The organism is Hungatella sp. (assembly GCF_046966825.1).
On record NZ_JBKVCZ010000266.1, the window covers coordinates 1 to 3,238 of the forward strand.

At 54.5% G+C, this 3,238-nt stretch carries 4 protein-coding genes; 3 read left to right on the plus strand and 1 reads right to left on the minus strand.

Going from position 1 to position 3,238, the window contains the following annotated elements:
• Positions 1-364, minus strand: a 364-nt coding sequence (locus ACLTD4_RS33555) for a PfkB family carbohydrate kinase (protein WP_412331965.1), incomplete at its 3' end; no start/stop codon positions are given.
• Between the two features lie 146 nt (positions 365-510).
• Here ACLTD4_RS33555 and ACLTD4_RS33560 point away from each other — a divergent pair.
• From ACLTD4_RS33560 to ACLTD4_RS33570, 3 genes are all read left to right on the plus strand, one after another.
• Positions 511-1,842 carry an amidohydrolase gene (locus ACLTD4_RS33560; protein WP_117620766.1) on the plus strand — a complete coding sequence of 444 codons (1,332 nt, stop codon included), beginning with the start codon at positions 511-513 and terminating at the stop codon, positions 1,840-1,842.
• Positions 1,843-1,874: 32 nt separating this feature from the next.
• Entirely contained in the window at positions 1,875-2,624 is a 750-nt protein-coding gene (yaaA, locus tag ACLTD4_RS33565; RefSeq protein WP_117620765.1) for a peroxide stress protein YaaA, read from the plus strand.
• Positions 2,625-2,626: 2 nt separating this feature from the next.
• Positions 2,627-3,238, plus strand: a 612-nt coding sequence (locus ACLTD4_RS33570) for a D-alanyl-D-alanine carboxypeptidase family protein (protein ID WP_412331966.1), incomplete at its 3' end; no start/stop codon positions are given.

The following is a 3,238-nucleotide window of genomic DNA, read 5'->3' on the forward strand; positions in this document are numbered from 1 at the left end:
GCTCCATCCACTCTTTCTGAAAGGTGTATTCGACCCCGTGCAGAGAGAGAAACGTCCGCTCCCCGGAAGCCTCCACGAGGCAGTAACAGCAGCCATTTTCTTTTTCGGGGAGATAAACCGGGATGGGAAAACCATGAGCAGTCAGCGCATCCTTGACGAAGCTGCCGTATATTCCGCCGCCGACCGGGGAGAGGAAGGTGAATTGTGAGCCGGAGTACAGCAGCACGTGCGCCACGTTGCAGGCACAGCCCCCAAGTGCCATGGTCTGACTCTTTGGATGGAGATCTTCTCCGGTTACGGGAAGATGATCCAGCTTCAGGATGATGTCCACGCAGGTGGAACCGACAACCAGTATTTTTTTCATAAGTGCCTCCGGTATCCTAATTTTTTCGTTATAAAAACTTAAGATTATTATACGCGGAACTGGAAGTTCCTTCAATTGCTTTTCCATATTTCCTATGTTAAACTTTTAGGGAACTGCTAAATACGAAAGAAGAGAGATGAAGATAGATGTACGATCAGATCACAGTTATGGCAAAGGAACTTTATGAGAAAAGCGTGGCGCTAAGAAGAGACCTGCACCGGCACCCGGAGACGGGCTGGCTGGAGATGCGCACCTCTGCCGTCATCGCCGGGATTTTAACGAATCTGGGCTATGAAGTGCTGACTGGCCGCCAGGTGGTGGATGACAGAGCCAGAATGGGCCTTCCATCCGATGATGCACGGCGGGAGCACGCAAAGCTGGTCAGGGAAAGCTGGGATACGCCCCTTACATACCTGACAGAGGAGATGGAGGCGGGATACACCGGGGTAATCGGAATCCTGCGCTGCGGGCAAGGCCCCGTATGCGCCCTCCGTTTTGATATCGACGCCCTCGGCGTCCTGGAGGATGAAAACACCAGCCACAGACCGGCGCGGGAGGGCTTTGCATCGCAGTGCCCCGGCGTCATGCACGCCTGCGGCCACGACGGCCATACCGCCATCGGCCTCGGCGTGGCGGAAGTGCTCATGAATCTACGGGCACAGCTGCACGGAACGGTAAAACTGATCTTTCAGCCCGCCGAAGAAGGCGTGCGGGGAGCCAGAGCCATCGTTTCCAAAGGCCATTTGGACGATGTGGATTATTTCGTCGGAACGCATCTTGCGCCTTTGGACGGCCCCGATGACGGAGCGGTGACTCCGGCGACCTATGGCTCCCTTGCGACCACCAAGTACGACGTCCTCTACCGCGGTGCACCGGCCCATGCGGGCGGCTTCCCTGAAAAGGGACGAAACGCCCTTCTTGCGGCGGCCTGCGCGGCGATGGGATTAGCGGCGATACCGCGTCACAGCGAAGGCGCCAGCCGGGTCAATGTGGGGACGCTTCACGCAGGCACCGGAAGAAATGTCATCCCCGATTACGCAAAAATGGAGATAGAGCTGCGAGGGGAGACGACTGAGATCAACGAGTATATGGCAGAGAACGCCAGACGCGTCTGTGAGGCGGCTGCGGCCATGTACGGCTGTACCTGTGAGATGATCTGCATGGGCGCCGCCGATTCCCACCACAGCGATTTGACGCTGGCAGACAGGGCCGCTGCGGTTATTGAGCGGGAGCTTCCCGATATCCGGGTCAGCAGTGTGCGCTGCGCCAGAAACTGGGGCAGCGAGGACATTTCCCTGATGATGAACCGTGTTCAGTCTCATGGCGGCCAAGCCATCTGCATGCGCAATATAACGGCCATGGAAGCGCCGCAGCATACGGCAGATTTCGATTTCGACGAAAAGGTGCTGGAAGAAGGAATACGGATCTTTTCCGCCATTACTTACGATTTACTGCGGGATGAGCCGCTGCGAGACTGAACAGTTACTACTATACAACAAGGAGAATACGAATGAAAATTATCATATCCCCGGCCAAGAAGATGCGGGTACAGACAGACATTATGGAGGAGACGGGCATGCCTGTTTTTTTGGAGGATGCGAAACGGCTTCATGATATTTTAAAGGCGTATTCCATGGAGCAGCTGAAGAAGCTGTTCGGCGCCAATGACGCGATTACAAGGCAGAACTACGAGCGTTACCAGACAATGGATTTAGAGAGGAGCCTGACACCGGCCGTACTGGCTTATGTCGGCCTCCAGTACCAGTCCATGGCTCCCGATATTTTCACCGCCTCCCAGTGGGAATATGTGAAGGAACATTTACGGATACTCAGCGGATTTTACGGCGTTTTAAAGGCATGTGACGGCGTTGTTCCATACAGGCTGGAGATGCAGGCCAGACTCCCGGTCGATGGAAAGAAAGATTTGTATGGTTTCTGGGGAAACCGGATCTATGAGGAGCTGACGGCAGACGGGGATGGCGTAATTGTCAATCTCGCATCGAAAGAGTACAGCCGCGCGGTGGAACCGTGGCTTACCGCTTCCGACACCTTCATCACCTGTATCTTCGGCACAGAGCAGGAGGGAAAGGTCCGTGTGAGAGCGACCGCCGCGAAAATGGCGAGGGGTGAGATGGTGCGTTTCATGGCCGCAAACGGCGTAAAGACCGCCGAAGAGCTAAAGGAATTTCATGCATTAGGATACCGTTACCGGGAAGAATATTCCTTTGAAAATGAATATGTTTATGTTCAGGAGACTTGATTATGCGGCATAAAAAGAATATTTGGAATTATTTTGTACTCTGTCTGGCAGTGGTATTTGCGAGCCTCATGCCCACGACAGCGTACGGGGCGGCAGACTGGCCGTCCGAAGTGGCCATCGAGGCGGATGGCGGAATCCTGATGGACGCGGAGACCGGAACGATCCTTTATGGGAAGAATATCAACGAGGCGTATTATCCGGCCAGCATCACGAAGCTTCTGACGGCCCAGGTAGTGCTGGACCGCTGTAAACTGGATGAAACGGTGGAATTCTCACAAAATGCGGTCTACAACGTGGAACAGGGAAGCAAGAGCCTGAGCATGGATACAGGAGACCGGATGTCGGTGAAGGACAGCCTGTACGGCCTGATCCTGCATTCTGCCAATGAGGTGGCCAATGCACTTGCGGAGCATGCGGCCGGAAGCACGGAAGAATTTGCAAGGCTGATGAATCAAAAGGCAGAGGAGCTTGGCTGTACCGGGTCTAATTTCGTCAATCCCAGCGGTTTAAACGATCCGGAGCATTACACGACGGCCTACGATATGGCATTGATCGCCCGGGCGGCGATGAATTATCCTGAGATCGTTGATATCATGGGGACGAGAGTCTATAAG